Here is a 15,929-nt window from a genome sequence, read left to right on the forward strand (position 1 = left end):
CAATTGCCGGCGAGGCGTGAAAACCTTGTCGCGAACCGCTTGAAGCTTGTGGCTGCTCTTAATAGTGATACCACTTGAGTTCGAGCATCACTTCGTTCACCGGAGTCGCCAGTTGGCTGAATTCCCGTTGCGCGCTCAAGCGCAGGCCGAGGTTGCGCGACAGTTCCCACTGCTGGTTGAGGCTCAGGCTGCGACGCACCTCGCCGTTGGTGAAGTAGTCGCCCTTGGCTTCGAGGCTGAAATTGCCCAGCGGGTTTTTCCACAGCAGTCCGGAGTTGAAGCCTGCCGCCGGGGCGATGAAACCGGCGAAATCGGCGTTGTGCTCGACCCGCACGGTGCCCAGGACAAAGCCCAGCGTGTCTTCGCCCAACTGCCAGGTGCCACCGGCACCACCGTTGACATGGCTGACGAGGGTTTCATCGTCGTGCTTGCCCGGCACCCGCTCCAGGCCGCCGGTGACCTGCCAGGACCAGGGCTGCAGCAGCTCGTTGCGCGGGGTCAGGGAGCGGATGGTGGCCAGGTCCAGCTGCTGCAGCTGCCAGTGGTTGCCTTCGTACTGGCGCAGTTTCATCTGCAGGATCTCGATCTGCGCCCCCAGGGGAAAGCCTTCGGCGTTGTCGTTCAGGTCGTGGTAGGCCATGCGCAGGCCGTATTCGGCGAAGGCCCGGTCGTCCCGGGTGCCGACGCCCAGTTGCCAGGTGCGGGACTGGTGGCCGTCTTCCGGCAGGCCGGGCCGTTGGATCTGCAGCTCGGGCGCCGGGTTCTGGTTGATCGCCCGCAGCAGTTCGAAGCTGCGCTGGGAACGCTCGGCATCACGCTCCAAGCCGTTGGCCCGATAGCGTTCGAGGCGGTAGGCGGCATCGACGATCAGGGCCTGGCGATCCCGGGGCAGGGCCTTGAATTCGCCTGTCTGCAATTGTTTCTGATCGGCGCTGACCTTGAGTACCCACTGCTGTTCGGCGTGGCTCAGGGGCTGGGCGCGGCTGAGCAACTCGCGTTCCCGGGAGGGGCGATAGTCGATCCGCTCCACCAGGCCGGCGTCCTTGACGGCCTTGACCGTGTCGGTGGGAATGGCCGTCAGGGGGAATTGGCCGGTCAGGCGCAGGCTGGGGCGAGCCACCTGCAGCAGCTCCAGCAGGCGGTAGGAGCAGTTCTCGTCGAAGAAGAAGTAGTCGAACTTGATCTGCTTGAGTTCCCAGACGTGCTCCACCATGCGTTCGGTTTCGGCTTGGGTCAGGTTCAGCCGGTATTCCCACAGGTCGCGGTTTTCCAGGCTGCGGTATTCCGAGAGCTTTTCCTGGTAGGGCACCAGGGCGAACAGCCCCGGGTAGCCGCCCATCAGGCCTTTCCAGGCGTACAGAATGCTGTTGTCGGAGCCTTCGATGTAGGCGCCGAAGTTGATCGCGTAGCTGAGCAGGGCGGTGTGGTTGCTCTGCACATCGGCCTGGTCGATGCGCAGCAGGGTGTGGCCGAACATCGACGAGGGGCTGTTCAGGTACGCGGCGGGAAAGATCATCACCGTGCTGTGGGGCGAGACGTCCTTGAACCACTGGGTGAATTCGGCGCAGTCCACCCGCGGCAAATCGTTCAGGCCCAGTTGTGCCTTGAGCCAGCGGGTGCGGGACGGGTAGACGCACTGGGCATGCCGGTCACCGGCGTCGGCCGGGGCATAGAGGGCTTTCAGGGTCGCGGCCAGCTCGGCATCGGGATGATGGGCTCCGTCGGCCGCCAGGAAGAACTTCGGGTCGCTGACGTAACTGCGCCAGCCACCGAGCTTGGCGGTTTCGTAATGACCTATGGAAATCCAGAAGGGGTCATGGGCCAGTTGCTGCAAACGTTGAGGGTCGATCTGGGGTGCGGCATACAACGGGGCGCAGACACAGAGCGCCAGGTAGGCAAGGCGTTTGAGCATGGTGGGCAACTTAAGTCGGAAATACAAAGACCCAAGATGGGCAAGGTCCGGAAAATAAAACCCGCTCCCCGGAGGAAGCGGGCGGGTCGAGCTTAAGCGGGAGTGGCGTATTTCGCCAGGCGCGCATCGTTCTTCAACACGGCCAGGGTATTGGTGTGCACATCTTCCGCGGTCACGTCAGCCTTGCTGAAGATCTGTTGGAAGTGTTCGTGGGTGACCGCGGCGAAATGCGCACGGTCTTCAGGTGCCACGCCGAGGACTACGGCATAGGTGGTCAGGGCTTCGCCTTGACCCTTGGCCATGTCTTCGGAGAGCTCGTTCATCATGCCGTTCATGGCGAACCAGGATTTGCCGCCATAGGTCAGCGATGCGTTGGTGGAGCAACCGTTGGTACCGGAGGTCATGCCAAAGGTGGCGTTGCCGGAGGTGCCGTTGGTGGTGGAGGCCAGGAAGTGCGCCGGAGTGCCACGCTGGCCTTGGAACAGCATGTTGCCCCAGCCGCAATCCGGACCACCGGGCGCTTGAGCCATGGCGTTGAGGGATACAGCGGTGAAAAGAGTACCGAGAAGAATCCGTTTCATAGCGTTGTTCTCTTTGTGTGCATACCAATGGACGGGGGAGACTGGCCCGTGGGGGCACCAGTGGGCCGGTTATCTATCCAGCCGCGCAGTTTGGAGTTTAGGCAGGTTCCCCGGGTTCCGTGATTTTTTACAAACAGTGTCGGAAACAGCAGGTTTTATTTGTCGCGGGGGACAGTATCCGGCTTGTCTATGCTTTCCCCTGAGGCGCGCCTTGCCAGCCGGGCATACCCGGCGCCAGAATGCCGCCATCTGCCCCGCCTGATGTAAGGAAGCCCGATGCCTGATCCTGTTGCTGCCAGCCTGCGTCTCGCGCCTGAAGCGCTGACCCGCCCTTTCTCTGCTGAACAGTTCAGCTTCTCGACCACCAATGATTTGGAGCCCTTTCGCGGTGTGCTTGGCCAGGAACGTGCGGTCGAAGCCTTGCAGTTTGGCGTGGCCATGCCGCGCCCCGGTTACAACGTGTTTGTCATGGGCGAGCCGGGCACCGGCCGCTTCTCCTTCGTCAAGCGCTACCTGAAAGCCGAAGGCAAACGCCTGCAGACCCCGTCCGACTGGGTCTACGTCAACAATTTCGACGAGCCCAGGGAGCCCAGGGCGCTGGAGTTGCCCGCCGGTGCCGCCGGCAACTTCATCAGCGATATCAACGGCCTGATCGACAACCTGCTGGCGACCTTCCCGGCGGTTTTCGAGCATCCATCCTATCAGCAGAAGAAGAGCGCCATCGACCGTGCCTTCAACCAGCGTTATGACCGTGCCCTGGATGTGATCGAGCGCCTGGCACTGGAAAAGGACGTGGCGCTGTATCGCGACAGCAGCAACATCGCCTTTACCCCGATGTTCGATGGCAAGGCCCTGGACGAGGCCGAGTTCGCTCAGTTGCCGGAGGCTGATCGCGAGCGCTTCCACGAGGACATTTCCGCGCTGGAAGAGCGTCTTAACGAAGAGCTGGCGAGTCTGCCGCAATGGAAGCGCGAGTCGAGCAACCAGCTGCGCCAGCTCAATGAGGAAACCATCACCCTGGCCTTGCAGCCCTTGCTCGCGCCGCTGTCCGAGAAGTACGCGGAAAACGCCGCGGTCTGTGGATACCTGCAGGCGATGCAGGTCTATCTGTTGAAGACGGTGGTCGAGCAGTTGGTGGACGACAGCAAGACCGACGCGGTGGCGCGCAAGCTGCTGGAGGAGCAGTACTGCCCGAGCCTGGTGGTGGGTCACCCGGCCAGTGGTGGCGCGCCGGTGGTGTTCGAGCCTCATCCGACCTACGACAACCTGTTCGGCCGGATCGAGTACAGCACCGATCAGGGCGCGCTCTACACCACCTACCGGCAGTTGCGCCCCGGTGCCTTGCATCGGGCCAATGGCGGCTTCCTGATCCTGGAAGCCGAGAAGATGCTTAGCGAGCCCTTCGTCTGGGACGCCCTCAAGCGTGCCCTGCAGTCGCGCAAGCTGAAGATGGAATCGCCTCTGGGCGAGATGGGCCGCCTGGCCACCGTGACCCTGACGCCGCAGATGATCCCGTTGCAGGTCAAGGTCATCATCATCGGTGCCCGCCAGCTGTATTACACGCTGCAGGACCTGGATCCGGACTTCCAGGAGATGTTCCGGGTACTGGTGGATTTCGACGAAGACATTCCGATGGTGGACGAGAGCCTGGAGCAATTCGCCCAACTGCTCAAAACCCGCACCTCGGAGGAGGGCATGGCGCCGCTGACGGCCGATGCCGTGGCGCGGCTGGCCACCTACAGTGCGCGTCTGGCGGAACACCAGGGGCGCCTTTCGGCGCGGATCGGCGATCTGTTCCAGCTGGTCAGCGAGGCCGACTTCATCCGTCACCTGGCCTCGGACGAAATGACCGACGCCGGGCACATCGAACGGGCACTGAAAGCCAAGGCCACGCGTACCGGTCGGGTGTCGGCGCGGATTCTCGACGACATGCTGGCCGGGATCATCCTGATCGACACCGACGGCGCGGCCGTGGGCAAGTGCAACGGCCTGACGGTGCTGGAAGTCGGCGACTCGGCGTTCGGGGTGCCGGCGCGGATTTCCGCCACGGTGTATCCCGGCGGCAGCGGCATTGTCGACATCGAGCGTGAGGTCAATCTGGGCCAGCCGATTCACTCCAAGGGGGTGATGATCCTGACCGGTTACCTGGGCAGTCGCTATGCCCAGGAATTCCCACTGGCGATTTCCGCCAGCATTGCCCTGGAGCAGTCCTACGGTTACGTGGACGGTGACAGTGCTTCCCTGGGAGAGGCCTGCACCTTGATTTCGGCGCTGTCGAAAACTCCGCTCAAGCAGTGTTTCGCCATCACCGGCTCGATCAACCAGTTCGGCGAAGTGCAGGCGGTGGGTGGGGTCAACGAGAAGATCGAAGGTTTCTTCCGGCTGTGCGAGGCTCGCGGTCTGACCGGAGAGCAGGGGGCGATCATTCCCCAGGCCAACGTGGCCACCCTGATGCTCGACGAGAAGGTGCTGCAGGCAGTGCGTGCCGGGCAGTTCCATGTGTACGCGGTGCGTCAGGCCGACGAGGCCCTGAGCCTGCTGGTGGGTGAGCCGGCCGGTGAGCCGGATGCCGAAGGGCAGTTCCCCGAAGGCAGCGTCAATGCGCGGGTTGTGGAGCGCCTGCGGGTCATCGCCGAGATGATCAGTGAGGAAGACCTCAAGGAGGCGGAAAAGGAGTTGGCGCAAGAGGCGCTGAGCGAAACCAAGCCTGCGTGATGGCTGTCGATGGCGAGGGCAGTGTCCCTCGCTGTCGGCGTCGGGAGTCTGACGTCAATTTGACAAAATAGACCATTCGGCGCCTGTTGGATCGCTCAACTTTGTTTATCAGGCTTTTCTTCTATTCTCAGGGCAAGGAGAACGACAGTCGTCGCTGGATCGAAACAGCCCTCAATTGAAGGCTGAACAGTGGTTCTACCGAGGGTCGCCGCCATGTCGCGCAACCTTTGTCTCACCCGCCAATGCCTTGGCCTGGTTACCCGTATCGAATGCAGCGTCCGCCCACTGGCGGGGGACAACGGTATGTGGACTCTTCTCTTCGCCGCCGGAATGGCCGGTGAACAACCCTCGGCGATCAAGTCCCAGGGACCGTTCTGTGGCCCCGTGGTTGCCGAATCGATTCTCGACTCGATCGTTGAAAGCCTGACCACCCACGGCTATCAACTGGCCGACGATCCGCAGATCTGGTGCCTGCACCTCCAGGCCCAGCTACGTCAGATCAATGGCGAACGGGGACGCAGCGCCGGCGACTTCTAGTTCCAGCCCGAGCCCTGATCCTCAGGAAGCCGGTGGTGTCGACTCGCTTTTCTCCAGCTTGACCTCGAAGCCGTACTCCACGGTTTCGAGGTCGCTGCGGGTATAGGTCTCCAACTGGCTGGGCTGGCCGTAGAAGTAGTGCACGTCGAACAGTGCCGGACCGTCGGCCGACGCGGTGTGGCTGGTCGCGAGAATCTCCTTCAGGTACTGGCCGCTGTCGTCCTTGGCATAAAAGCGCCAGGCGTCCGCGGGGAAGAGTTTCTGGTCCACGATCAGGGCATTGCCCTTGAGTTCGAGCCCTTTGGGCAACTGCCGGGTGCTGATGCTGTCCTTCTTGATGCTGGCCAGGAACAGTGGAATGGAACCCACGGCGTAAGCCGGGGTTTCCGGGAACAGGTTGAGGTCGTAGGTGATGACGCCGCGCAGCGGGTCGATCTCGAAAGCCTCGTCGGGCAGTTCGATCGGCTCGCCACGCTGGCCCTTGTCGTTCTGGGTGAAGAAGGTCAGGGGTGTATCGCCGGTGCTGAACTCCGAGCCCAGCAGTTCGTCATTGAAGGTCCGTGGGTGGCTGAACTCAATGCGCATTGCGCTGGCATCCTCCACCGATTGGCTGATGGTCACGGACTTCTTCAGTGTTTCCTCGTCGAGCTGAGCGCCCTTGAGGTAGTTGGCCGCCTGATCGTCATAGACCACCACCGGCATGGGCAGCGGCTGGACGTTCTTGTCGGTGGTGCTGCGGTCGAAACGATGCACCGGCAGGTCCAGGTCCTTGCGTGTGACGCTGGCCTGAGCGAAGTCGAGCACCGCCACCTCGAGCTTGTCCACCACGCCGTTGAAATACACCTTGGCGTAATGATTGGTGTGTTGTTGCTCGAAGGCCTTCTGTTCGTTCTCCAGTTGTTTCTCGAAGTCGTCGCTCCAGCTTTTCTGCTTCTGCATCTCGGCCAGTTGCTGTTGGTAAAAGGCAATTTGTGCCGCGCTCTCGTTGATCGAGCCGGAGCGGGAGAGGATCTGACCGGTACTGTCCCGGGCTTGTGTCAACAGCGGGTTGAGCGAGGTGTCGTTGGCCTCTTCGGGGAGCGGGCTGCTGTTGTTCAGTTCGATCTCGGCGACGTTTTTCTCCAGCGACAGCAGGGTCAGGCGGATGTTGCCGTCTTGGCGCGGCTTGCCGATATCGGCCTTGGTCAGCTCGAAGGTGAGTACGCGACTGGGGGCGATCACTTCAAGCTTGCCCAGCAGGGAGACGGGTTGCGGCTGGTTCTTGTTGTCGACCTCCAGGCCCTCGATAAAGGGGTAGGTTACGGTCAGGTCGTCCGGGTTGGTCAGGTTGGAGCTTGACGGGCTCAGTTGAATCCCCGGATCGGTCTCCGACCATTCAGGTTGGAAGGGGACGATTTTCTTGTTGCTCAGGGTGACCGACTGCCACTCCAGGCCGTGGGGAAAGGGGAACTGCGCGGACAGGTCGAAGCTGAACGGAAACACCGGTTGCAGGTCGGTCAGGTAGTCCGAGCTGGAAGGCTTGCGCAACACGAACAGGCCATTGACGTAGGTATCCACCAAGGCTTGTGGCGTGGGGTAATGCTTGAGCAGGGCCAGGCTGTCCTCGCCGTATTCGGTGTCGATCGGCTTGCTGGCAAGCTTGCCTTGCGCGCGCTCCAGAAGCAGCAGCGAGCCCCCGAGATCGCTGACGGCTTCTTTGAGCTTGGGATCCTGGATAGCGTCCAGGGAGGCTTCGAACTGCCTGGTTCTCTCTTCGAGGCTGGCCTGCTTGTGTTCGTCGCTGGGTGAACAGCCGCCGCTGATCAGCAGAACCAGGCCAAGGCCAATGCTTGTCAAAGGCAATCGCAAATCCATTTTCCAGTCTTCCTGTCCAATGTCGGTGAGTGGTAGGAACGGTTCGACACTAGCAGAAAAAACGTGCGGAAAAACCCGTATAAACGGGGATTGCCTGTGGTTTATGGGCATTTGGCGCGCTGATATACTCGCCGCCGTTTTTTACTCCAGGTGCGAGATTTAATGGAACGTTTTATCGAAAATGCAATGTATGGCTCACGCTGGCTGCTGGCGCCGATCTACTTCGGTTTGTCCCTGGGCCTGCTGGCGTTGGCATTGAAGTTCTTCCAGGAAGTCTTCCACGTCATTCCCAATGTATTTTCGATGGCTGAGTCGGACCTGATCCTGGTCCTGCTGTCGTTGATCGACATGGCGCTGGTGGGCGGTCTGCTGGTGATGGTGATGATCTCCGGCTATGAGAACTTCGTATCGCAGCTGGACATCGATGAAGACAAGGAAAAACTCAGCTGGCTGGGCAAGATGGATTCTTCGTCGCTGAAGATGAAGGTGGCGGCTTCTATCGTGGCGATCTCCTCGATTCACCTGTTGCGGGTGTTCATGGACGCCAAGAACACTCCGACCGAGTACCTGCTGTGGTACGTGGTGATTCACATGACCTTCGTGATCTCGGCCTTTGCCATGGGTTACCTGGACAAGCTGACCAAGCACTGATTGCTCCTGCTGGATCAATAGCCGCCGCCCGTGCGTTGCAAAACGGACGGGCGGTGTTGTTTGTGGCTTGTGCTTTTCTTGACCGAGGAATATCCATGTAGGCGTCGGGGGTTTCCAATGCACGAGGTGCGCTTATGAACCTGCAGGAAATGAATGCCTACGCCATCGCCGGAAAAGTCGATGAATTGAACCTGATCTCCCTGGAAGGCGGGATCTATCTGCTCGAGGCGCGCATGCACGGGGCTGCTTACCCGCTCAGCGACGCCCAGGGACAGATGTTTCATCTGCGTTCGGTAGAGCATGCCCGTGAGGTATTGCAGTCCTTTCCCAAGTTGCCTTTCAACCTGATTCACACTTCGGTGCACGATGAGATGTGCGGTTTGTCCGCCAGTGCCGAAGAAAGCCTGAAGGTACCGATCACTATGCGCTCCGCCTGGTAATGGCGGGGTTGCGCTGATTATCGCCGAACTTCTGTGCTAGTCTGCTCGCCCTTTTGATTCCGGGCGCTCCGGGAGGCCCTGTGTTTCTGCGGCCTTCCCTGAGCCGTCCGCACAGCGGAGCAGTGTCATGTCCGAAGTAAATCTGTCCACCGACGAAACCCGCGTCAGCTACGGTATTGGCCGTCAGCTGGGTGACCAGCTGCGCGACAACCCGCCACCGGGTGTGAGCCTGGACGCAATCCTGGCGGGCCTGACCGACGCATTCGCCGGTAAGCCAAGCCGTGTGGGTCAGGAAGAGATGTCCGCCAGCTTCAAGGTGATTCGCGAAATCATGCAGGCCGAAGCGGCTGCCAAGGCTGAAGCGGCTGCTGGTGCCGGCCTGGCTTTCCTGGCGGAAAACGCCAAGCGTGAAGGCATCACTACCCTGGCTTCCGGTCTGCAATTTGAAGTGCTGACCCAGGGCGACGGCGCCAAGCCATCCCGTGAAGACAGCGTGCGTACCCACTATCACGGCACCCTGATCGACGGCACCGTGTTCGACAGCTCCTACGAGCGCGGCCAGCCTGCCGAATTCCCGGTAGGTGGCGTGATCGCCGGCTGGACCGAAGCGCTGCAACTGATGAACGCCGGTAGCAAATGGCGTCTGTACGTGCCGAGCGAACTGGCTTACGGCGCACAAGGCGTGGGCAGCATCCCGCCGCACAGCGTTCTGGTGTTCGACGTCGAGCTGCTGGACGTTCTGTAACCCGTGTAGGGGCCAGATGGCTGGCAATGACGGCCGCGCACGCGCGGTCCGTTCATCCTCGGCCAGCTTGCCCCTTTCTCGGTTCTGGTTTCATAGACGGATTTTTGCGCCCAGGCTCTGGCCATCGGCGCCGGTTGGCCGCAAGGCTCTGGCGTAGCAGAACAAAAACAGGTTGCGCACCAACTCCTTGAGTACTAGCGGCTCGCTGGAGCTCAAACCGTTCAGGTCCAGATCTCCCTGGTCCTGCAGCTCGCTCAGGGCTTCCTCTTCCAGCACAGCACAGACTTCCCCGGTTTCCCGATGCAGGATTCGCAGGTAGGGGTGTGGGCGGTCCAGCCAGGCATCAATCAAATAAGTCATGGGTGTCATCTCCTTGAATGGGGTTCAATGAGAATAATTCTTATTCAATGAATAGCAAGCACCTATTGGCGGTTTCTGCTTTTTTCTGTGTGGAAATTGTTTTCGATCAAATCGGCTGGCTTTTCGCTAGCAGGTGTATGGATCAAGCATGGCGGGGGGATAGGTGGGAAACCCTCTCGCGGCAGGCGCGAGAGGGGGTAGGCGTCAGACCTTGCGGACGAACTCGGATTTGAGCTTCATCGGGCCGATGCCGTCGATCTTGCAGTCGATGTCGTGGTCGCCATCGCACAGGCGGATGTTCTTGACCTTGGTGCCAACCTTGACCACCAGGGAGGTGCCCTTGACCTTGAGGTCCTTGATTACGGTGATGGTGTCGCCGTCTTGCAGCACGTTGCCCACCGAATCTTTCTTCACGGCTTCATCGGATGCGGCTTCGGCTTCGCCGCTGGCGGACCACTCGTGGGCGCACTCGGGGCAGATCAGCTGGGTGCCGTCCTCGTAGGTGTATTCGGAATTGCATTTTGGGCAGGGTGGCAAAGTGCTCACTTAAGCTCCTCAAAGTCAGGATGGCTAAAAAGCGCACATTGTATAGGGTTTTGTCGGGGAGGGGGCGCTGGGAAGTTGCGCCGGCTCCTGCGCACAGGCAGGAGCCGGTGCATTTTAGTGGGTGCGGGCGACGGCGAATTCGCTCAGTTCCACCAGAGCGTCGCGGTATTCGCTGGGTGGCAGGGTTTCCAGGCAAGTAATGGCGCGAGCCACGTAGTCGCGAGCCAGCTGTGCGGTGTAGTCCAGGGAGCCCGACGCCTCAACCGCGGCACGGATGCTTTCCAGGTCCTCGATACCGCCTTTCTGGATGGCCTGGCGCACCAGGGCAGCCTGTTCCGGGGTGCCTTCGCGCATGGTGTAGATCAGCGGCAGGGTCGGTTTGCCCTCCGCCAGGTCGTCACCGACGTTCTTGCCCAGGGTTTCGGCATCGCCACGGTAGTCCAGCAGGTCGTCCACCAGTTGGAAGGCCACGCCCAGATGATCGCCAAAGGTGCGCAGGGCTTCGGACTGTTCCGGTGTCGCACCGGCCAGGGCGGCGGCGCTGTGGGTCGAGGCTTCGAAGAGCATCGCGGTCTTGCCGCGGATGACTTCCATATAGGTTTCTTCGGTGGTGCTGGCGTCACGCACCTTGGACAGTTGCAGCACTTCGCCTTCGGCGATGATCCGCGTGGCCTGGGACAGAATGCGCATGACCGGCATCGAGCCCAGTTCGACCATCATCTCGAAGGAGCGCGAGTACAGGAAATCGCCCACCAGCACGCTGGGAGCATTGCCCCACATGGCGTTGGCGGTGGAGCGGCCACGGCGCATGCCGGACATGTCGACCACATCGTCATGCAGCAGGGTGGCGGTGTGCAGGAACTCGATGGTGGCGGCCAGCAGGCGCAGGTCATCGCCTTCGCGGCCCAGGGCCTTGCCACATAGCAACACCAACAGCGGGCGCAGGCGCTTGCCTCCGGCCGAGGTGATGTAGTCGCCGATTTTCGAAACCAGCGGTACTCGGGAAGTCAACTGTTTCTTGATGATGCCGTCGACGGCGCTAAAATCGTCCGCCACCGCGCGGTAGAAAGCTTGGGGTTGCATCAGCGACAGGTGCTCCAGAAGGGTTGCGCGGCATGCTAGGACCCGCGTCCGCAGGTGTCAAGGCGCGCTCCCGGCGGTGCTTGGCGCCGCCTGAACGGCACTTGCATCGCTATTGTGCCTTGCGTACAATCGCGCACCCTGAACTTCCTGGGCAGCACCTGCCTTACGCAATTGCACTTGGGCCGTTCCAGCCCCATGCAGCCATGCCAGCCAATACCTCTTCTTATAAAGAGCTGGGTGAGCAGGATTATCGGAGAAATACCATGTACGCAGTAATCGTTACCGGCGGTAAGCAATACAAGGTCGCTGAAGGTGAATACCTGAAGATCGAAAAACTGGAAGTCGCCACTGGCGAATCCGTGACTTTTGACCGCGTTCTGTTGGTCGCCAACGGCGACGACGTGAACATCGGCGCACCTGTTGTTGCTGGCGCAACCGTCAAGGCTGAAGTGATCTCCCAAGGTCGTCACGATAAAGTCCGCATCATCAAGTTCCGTCGCCGTAAGCACCACATGAAGCGTATGGGCCACCGCCAGTGGTTCACCGAGATCAAAATCACCGGTATTCAGGCTTAATTTCAGCCTAATTCCTCACTAGGAGAATTGAACTCATGGCACACAAAAAAGCTGGTGGTAGTACCCGTAACGGTCGCGACTCAGAAGCCAAACGCCTTGGCGTGAAGATGTATGGCGGCCAGGTCATCAAGGCCGGCAACATCATCGTGCGTCAGCGCGGCACCCAATTCCACGCTGGCTACGGCGTTGGCATGGGTAAAGATCACACCCTGTTCGCGAAAATCGAAGGCGTGATCAAGTTCGAAGTAAAAGGCGCCTTCGGTCGTCGTTACGTGAGCGTTGTCGCGGCTTAATTGCGCGATCGCTGGAAAAGCCCTGTCTCGCGACGGGGCTTTTTCGTTTGTGGGATGAGTCTCTTGCAAAACTGTTTGTACGAGCTGGCAGCGTTGGATGTTTCGGTCGTTGATTGAGGTCGCTGCGCTCATTTTTGCAAGAGTCTTATGTCTTGGTTTCTTCAGCTCGCCCGTGCGGCGAGAGGCGTTTGATCATGAAGTTTGTTGATGAAGTTTCGATCCGAGTAAAAGCTGGCGACGGCGGCAATGGCTGCATGAGTTTCCGTCGGGAAAAATTCATCGAGAACGGTGGTCCCAACGGCGGTGATGGTGGTGACGGCGGCTCGATCTATATGGTTGCCGACGAAAACCTCAACACCCTGGTGGACTACCGTTACACCCGGCATTTCGATGCCGAGCGTGGCTCCAATGGTGGCAGCACCGACTGCACCGGCAAGAAGGGTGAGGATCTGGAGCTGCGGGTTCCGGTCGGCACCACCATCATCGATGCCGGCACCCAGGAGGTCATTGGTGACCTGACCAAGGCTGGTCAGCGCCTGATGGTGGTGCAGGGTGGCTGGCACGGTCTGGGTAATACCCGGTTCAAGTCCAGTACCAACCGTGCGCCGCGCCAGACCACTCCGGGCAAGCCGGGTGAGCAGCGCGATCTCAAGCTGGAGCTGAAGGTGCTGGCGGACGTCGGTCTGCTGGGCTTGCCGAATGCCGGCAAAAGTACCTTTATTCGCTCGGTTTCCGCGGCCAAGCCGAAGGTGGCTGATTATCCGTTCACCACGCTGGTACCGAACCTGGGTGTGGTCAGTGTCGATCGCTGGAAGAGCTTCGTCATTGCCGATATTCCGGGTCTGATCGAAGGGGCTTCCGATGGCGCGGGCCTGGGGATTCGCTTCCTCAAGCACTTGGCGCGCACGCGCATCCTGCTGCACCTGGTGGACATGGCGCCGCTGGATGAAAGCAGTCCGGCGGATGCGGCGGAGGTGATCGTCAACGAGCTGGTCAAGTTCAGCCCGTCCCTGGCCGAGCGCGAGCGCTGGCTGGTGCTGAACAAGAGCGACCAGATTCTTGAGGAAGAGCGTGAGGAGCGCGTCAAGGAGATCGTCGATCGCCTGCAGTGGACTGGCCCTGTCTACGTGATCTCGGCCATTTCCAAGGATGGCACCGAGCGTCTGAGTCGCGACATCATGCGTTACCTGGAGGATCGCGCTGATCGCCTGGCGGCCGACCCGGCCTACGCCGACGAGCTGGCCGAGCTGGATCAGCGTATCGAAGACGAGGCGCGCGCCCAGTTGCAGGCGCTGGATGACCAGCGTGCTCTGCGTCGCAGTGGCGTCAAGAGCGTCCACGACATCGGTGACGATGATTGGGATGAAGAGGATGTGGATGACGAGGACGGTCCGGAAATCATCTACGTCCGCGACTGATCCTGTCGTCGCGGGCTGGTCCGCGAAGACGGTTTATCTGGCCTGGCGCGGTGTTATCATCGCTGCCAGCCAGCTCTCAAGGCGCCGCTCATTCGAGCGGCGTTTTGGTATCTGCAAGCTGTGAATACGAATAACCCCATGAGTGGCGCTCGGTCGCGCCGCTCGCTGGCAAAGGTTGAATAAGATGCGGAGCAAGGTGACGGGTGCGCAACGCTGGGTCGTGAAGATCGGTAGCGCGCTGCTGACGGCGGACGGCAAGGGGCTGGATCGCGCTGCAATGGGTGTATGGGTCGAGCAGATGGTGGCCTTGCATGAGGCCGGCGTCGAGTTGGTATTGGTTTCCTCGGGCGCTGTGGCGGCCGGGATGAGCCGCCTGGGCTGGACCGCACGACCGAGTGCGATGCATGAGTTGCAGGCGGCCGCTGCCATTGGCCAGATGGGGTTGGTGCAGGCCTGGGAATCGAGTTTTGCCGAGCATGGCCGGCATACCGCGCAGATTCTGCTGACCCATGACGATCTGTCGGATCGCAAGCGTTACCTCAATGCGCGCAGTACCCTGCGGGCGCTGGTGGAGCTCAAGGTGATTCCGGTGATCAATGAAAACGACACCGTGGTCACCGATGAAATCCGCTTTGGCGACAACGACACCCTGGCGGCGCTGGTTGCCAACCTGGTGGAGGCTGATCTGCTGGTGATTCTCACGGATCGCGATGGCATGTTCGATGCCGATCCGCGCAGCAATCCCGATGCTCAGTTGATTTACGAGGCGCGTGCCGATGATCCGGCGCTGGACGCCGTGGCTGGAGGTACCGGCGGCGCCCTGGGGCGTGGCGGCATGCAGACCAAGTTGCGGGCGGCGCGGCTGGCGGCGCGTTCCGGTGCGCACACCATCATTGTGGGTGGGCGTCTGGAGCGGGTGCTGGATCGCCTCAAGGCCGGCGAGCGCATAGGTACCTTGTTGTCGCCGGAGCGCGGCATGCTGGCGGCTCGCAAGCAGTGGCTGGCCGGGCATCTGCAGACCCGTGGCACCCTGGTGCTGGATGAAGGGGCGGTGTCGGCGCTCGCTCAGGGCAACAAGAGCTTGTTGCCGGTTGGGGTCAAGCAGGTCCAGGGTGGTTTCCGGCGTGGCGAAATGGTGGTTTGCGTGGCGCCCGACGGTCGTGAGATCGCCCGTGGCCTGGCCAACTATAGTGCGCTTGAGGCGCAGAAGATCATCGGTCAGCCTTCTGATGCAATTGTGGGTGTCCTGGGTTACATGGCTGAACCGGAACTGGTTCACCGCGACAACCTGATTCTGGTGTAAGCGATCTAAGGAAAAGCGAATGCGCGTAGCAAAAGGATTGTTGGGCTTGCTCTTGGCGATGCCGTTCATGGCTTCGGCCGAGGAAATTGGTCAGGTGTCCACGGTGTTCAAGTTTGTCGGGCCGAACGATCGCATCGTGGTCGAGGCCTTCGATGATCCCAAGGTGGACGGTGTGACGTGCTATCTGTCGCGAGCCAAGACCGGTGGCCTCAAGGGTGGCCTGGGTTTGGCGGAGGATCGTGCCGAGGCGTCCATCGCTTGTCGTCAGGTGGGGCCGATCGCGTTCAAGGGTGAGCTCAAGGATGGTGAGGAGGTCTTCAAGGAGCGTACTTCCCTGGTGTTCAAGACCATGCAAGTGGTGCGTTTTCTCGACAAGAAGCGCAACACCCTGGTGTACCTGGTCTACAGCGATCGGGTGATCGAGGGCAGTCCGCAGAATGCGGTGACGGCGATTCCTATCCTGCCTTGGCCGCATCAGTGAAATATTGAATCTTGGCGGGTCGGCTCCGGGTGGGGCTGGCTGGTCGAGGTGATAAATGGCAGGCAATAAAAAACCGACCCTTGGGTCGGTTTTTTAACAAGCGCGTCGCTTAGGCTGCAGCAGCAAGGTTCAGAGCCTTGATGTGGCCATTCAGACGACCTTTATGGCGAGCAGCTTTGTTCTTGTGGATGATACCCTTATCGGCCATGCGGTCGATAACTGGCACGGCCAGAACATAAGCAGCTTGCGCTTTAGCGGCGTCTTTGGCGTCGATGGCCTTAACTACGTTCTTGATGTAGGTACGAACCATGGAACGCAGGCTGGCGTTGTGGCTGCGACGCTTCTCAGCCTGTTTTGCACGTTTTTTGGCGGAAGGTGTGTTGGCCACCGTCGAGCTCCTCGAAAGACTTTTTGGGAAATAGCAAACAAAATAGG

General features: G+C 60.5%; 17 protein-coding genes. 10 read left to right on the top strand and 7 right to left on the bottom strand.

The genetic code is table 11. The features are described 5' to 3' along the window. Nucleotides 1-58: 58 nt before the first annotated feature. Together L1O02_RS04420 and L1O02_RS04425 are read right to left on the bottom strand one after the other, a co-directional pair. Nucleotides 59-1,912, bottom strand: a complete 1,854-nt coding sequence (locus L1O02_RS04420) for a DUF4105 domain-containing protein (protein WP_060844678.1) — start codon at nt 1,910-1,912, stop codon at nt 59-61. Between the two features lie 92 nt (nt 1,913-2,004). Then, nucleotides 2,005-2,493, bottom strand: coding sequence for a DUF3015 domain-containing protein (locus tag L1O02_RS04425; RefSeq protein WP_016967017.1), 489 nt, complete (start codon nt 2,491-2,493; stop codon nt 2,005-2,007). Nucleotides 2,494-2,769: 276 nt separating this feature from the next. On the opposite strand from L1O02_RS04425, the gene L1O02_RS04430 reads away from it, so the two are divergent. Both L1O02_RS04430 and L1O02_RS04435 read left to right on the top strand, forming a co-directional pair. Next, on the top strand, nt 2,770-5,208 hold the full coding sequence (locus L1O02_RS04430) for an AAA family ATPase (protein WP_060841173.1): 2,439 nt from the start codon (nt 2,770-2,772) through the stop codon (nt 5,206-5,208). A 213-nt stretch (nt 5,209-5,421) separates the two neighbouring features. Next, a complete protein-coding gene (locus L1O02_RS04435) occupies nt 5,422-5,745 on the top strand; it encodes a hypothetical protein (protein WP_060841172.1) in 324 nt (107 codons plus the stop codon). 21 nt (nt 5,746-5,766) lie between these two features. On the opposite strand, the gene L1O02_RS04440 is transcribed toward L1O02_RS04435, so the two are convergent. Then, the gene (locus L1O02_RS04440; RefSeq protein WP_108546210.1) at nt 5,767-7,599 is read right to left on the bottom strand and encodes a hypothetical protein; all 1,833 of its coding nucleotides are present in this window, start codon (nt 7,597-7,599) and stop codon (nt 5,767-5,769) included. Between the two features lie 162 nt (nt 7,600-7,761). Here L1O02_RS04440 and L1O02_RS04445 point away from each other — a divergent pair, with 162 nt between their 5' ends. The 3 genes from L1O02_RS04445 (at nt 7,762) to L1O02_RS04455 (ending at nt 9,435) form a co-directional block, all read left to right on the top strand. Next, complete coding sequence (locus L1O02_RS04445) at nt 7,762-8,250, top strand: TIGR00645 family protein (RefSeq protein ID WP_108546211.1); 489 nt, start codon at nt 7,762-7,764, stop codon at nt 8,248-8,250. Between the two features lie 134 nt (nt 8,251-8,384). Next, on the top strand, nt 8,385-8,690 hold the full coding sequence (locus L1O02_RS04450; protein ID WP_060841170.1) for a DUF6482 family protein: 306 nt from the start codon (nt 8,385-8,387) through the stop codon (nt 8,688-8,690). A gap of 127 nt (nt 8,691-8,817) precedes the next feature. Beyond that, entirely contained in the window at nt 8,818-9,435 is a 618-nt protein-coding gene (locus L1O02_RS04455) for an FKBP-type peptidyl-prolyl cis-trans isomerase (protein ID WP_044465159.1), read from the top strand. 90 nt (nt 9,436-9,525) lie between these two features. Here L1O02_RS04455 and L1O02_RS04460 read toward each other — a convergent pair whose 3' ends face one another. The 3 genes from L1O02_RS04460 to L1O02_RS04470 form a co-directional block, all read right to left on the bottom strand. Beyond that, nucleotides 9,526-9,795 (bottom strand): hypothetical protein, encoded by a 270-nt coding sequence (locus L1O02_RS04460; protein ID WP_016967029.1) that lies wholly within the window; start codon nt 9,793-9,795, stop codon nt 9,526-9,528. A 204-nt stretch (nt 9,796-9,999) separates the two neighbouring features. Further along, nucleotides 10,000-10,341 (bottom strand): zinc ribbon domain-containing protein YjdM, encoded by a 342-nt coding sequence (locus L1O02_RS04465; protein ID WP_016967028.1) that lies wholly within the window; start codon nt 10,339-10,341, stop codon nt 10,000-10,002. A gap of 114 nt (nt 10,342-10,455) precedes the next feature. After that, on the bottom strand, nt 10,456-11,424 hold the full coding sequence (locus L1O02_RS04470) for a polyprenyl synthetase family protein (RefSeq protein WP_108546212.1): 969 nt from the start codon (nt 11,422-11,424) through the stop codon (nt 10,456-10,458). A 263-nt stretch (nt 11,425-11,687) separates the two neighbouring features. Between L1O02_RS04470 and rplU the strand changes: the two genes are divergently transcribed. The 5 genes from rplU to L1O02_RS04495 all read left to right on the top strand — a co-directional run bounded on the left by rplU (nt 11,688) and on the right by L1O02_RS04495 (nt 15,494). Beyond that, nucleotides 11,688-11,999, top strand: coding sequence for a 50S ribosomal protein L21 (rplU, locus tag L1O02_RS04475; RefSeq protein WP_003228361.1), 312 nt, complete (start codon nt 11,688-11,690; stop codon nt 11,997-11,999). A gap of 35 nt (nt 12,000-12,034) precedes the next feature. After that, a complete protein-coding gene (rpmA, locus tag L1O02_RS04480; RefSeq protein ID WP_003228360.1) occupies nt 12,035-12,292 on the top strand; it encodes a 50S ribosomal protein L27 in 258 nt (85 codons plus the stop codon). Between the two features lie 194 nt (nt 12,293-12,486). Then, nucleotides 12,487-13,710, top strand: a complete 1,224-nt coding sequence (cgtA, locus tag L1O02_RS04485; protein ID WP_016967026.1) for an Obg family GTPase CgtA — start codon at nt 12,487-12,489, stop codon at nt 13,708-13,710. Nucleotides 13,711-13,894: 184 nt separating this feature from the next. Next, complete coding sequence (gene proB / locus L1O02_RS04490) at nt 13,895-15,013, top strand: glutamate 5-kinase (protein ID WP_060841168.1); 1,119 nt, start codon at nt 13,895-13,897, stop codon at nt 15,011-15,013. A 19-nt stretch (nt 15,014-15,032) separates the two neighbouring features. Further along, nucleotides 15,033-15,494: a CreA family protein gene (locus tag L1O02_RS04495; RefSeq protein ID WP_060841167.1), complete on the top strand. Its 462-nt coding sequence runs from the start codon at nt 15,033-15,035 to the stop codon at nt 15,492-15,494. A gap of 109 nt (nt 15,495-15,603) precedes the next feature. Here the strand turns inward: L1O02_RS04495 and rpsT are convergent, their stop codons facing one another. After that, nucleotides 15,604-15,882: a 30S ribosomal protein S20 gene (gene rpsT / locus L1O02_RS04500; RefSeq protein WP_016967023.1), complete on the bottom strand. Its 279-nt coding sequence runs from the start codon at nt 15,880-15,882 to the stop codon at nt 15,604-15,606. Nucleotides 15,883-15,929 lie beyond the last annotated feature (47 nt).

This window comes from Pseudomonas sp. BC42 (genome assembly GCF_021560055.1).
GTDB lineage: Bacteria > Pseudomonadota > Gammaproteobacteria > Pseudomonadales > Pseudomonadaceae > Aquipseudomonas.